General features: G+C 44.6%; 1 protein-coding gene. It reads right to left on the reverse strand.

Annotation, left to right across the window (positions count from 1 at the left end):
- Nucleotides 1-221 precede the first annotated feature (221 nt).
- Nucleotides 222-1,336, reverse strand: a protein-coding gene (locus BM124_RS18415) for an IS3 family transposase (RefSeq protein ID WP_093340004.1) whose coding sequence is annotated in 2 segments (ribosomal slippage) — nt 222-1,067 and nt 1,070-1,336 — 1,113 coding nt in all. Because the reading frame shifts where the segments join, the coding sequence is not laid out codon by codon here.
- Nucleotides 1,337-1,389 lie beyond the last annotated feature (53 nt).

Consider the following 1,389-nt stretch of genomic DNA (forward strand, 5'->3'; position numbering starts at 1 on the left):
TAAAGTGGACCCCTTTGTCAAGACACATTTTTAAAATAAATAAGGTGTGACTCCTTTTGAGATAGAGAGGCTACCTTGGAGGAAAAAAGGAAATCACAGAACGATCTTATTCACCCTTAACTATGCGATCTTTATGGGGGAAGGTTCCGTCAAGGGCGGTTTTTTCCCTTGACGGGTTCTTGCCTCATAAAGATAATGGCGAAAAGGGTGAAGACGATCCATCACGGCAGGTAAATCTCAGCCGGTGAATGATCTTCGAGGGATTGATGCGGTCGTTCTTCGTTGTAAAAGATAAAATAGTCACGAACGCCTTTCCGCACAGCGCGGGGTGTGGAATACTCTTTTAAGTAAATGTCTTCATACTTCACGTTTCGCCATAAACGCTCAATAATGATGTTGTCCAATGCTCTACCTTTTCCATCCATACTAATACTGATATCACGCTCCTTCAGGAGATCCGTGTATGTCGGACTGGTAAAATGACTACCTTGATCACTATTCATGATCTCTGGCGTGGCTTGTCCCAGCGCTCGTTCCATGGCATGCAGAACAAAGGGCATTTCAAGCACTTGATCCAGCTCCCAGCTGATCACGTACCGCGAATACCAGTCGATCACCGCGACCAGATACATCCAATTCTGTTTCATCCGAATATACGTGATATCTATCGCCCAGACTTGGTTGGGGCGTGTAATGGCAAGCCCTCTTAGGAGATACGGATACGTGTGATGGGCCAAGCGGTGTTTACTTAGGTTAGGGCCAGGAGAAATACCTGCAATGCCCATTTCTCTCATATGACGCTGGACGGCTTTACGGTTGATCTCTACCCCCCTTTTATTCAAATGGACAGTAATTCGTCTAGAGCCATAAAACGGATATTTCGTATAAACTTCATCGATACGGTGTTTCATGTGAACGTCTTCAAGAGATGGCTGTACAGGCTTGTAATAGAGAGAGGTACGATTGATACTTAATAGATTAGCTTGTTCCGTGATGGTCAGATCCGGATCGTACCAGTCCATCAAATCCACACGTTCTTCTCTAGTTTTCGAGGCCAGATTTTTTTTTTAAGCCACGACAGCTGGGTCGTGAGCTTACCTACTTCCGCATATAGTGCCTCTCGTTCTTCATCCTGTTCTTTCTTGAGCTTGTCCACTGCTTTTGTCTGATTGTCAAATAGATTCGGCAATTGTTCCAGTGCTTGACTTTTCCACTGGCTTAGTTGATTGACGTGGATGCCATGTTCCGACGCCAATTCACTCATGGACTTTTCTTCCTTCAAGATTTCAAGTACAATCTGCGCTTTGAATGCTGGGGTATATCGTTTACGTTTCATACCCACACCTTAACACATCCTTTTTTCGTGTCTGAAATCTTGGGTCCAGTATA

This window comes from Salibacterium halotolerans, assembly GCF_900115625.1.
GTDB lineage: Bacteria > Bacillota > Bacilli > Bacillales > Marinococcaceae > Salibacterium > Salibacterium halotolerans.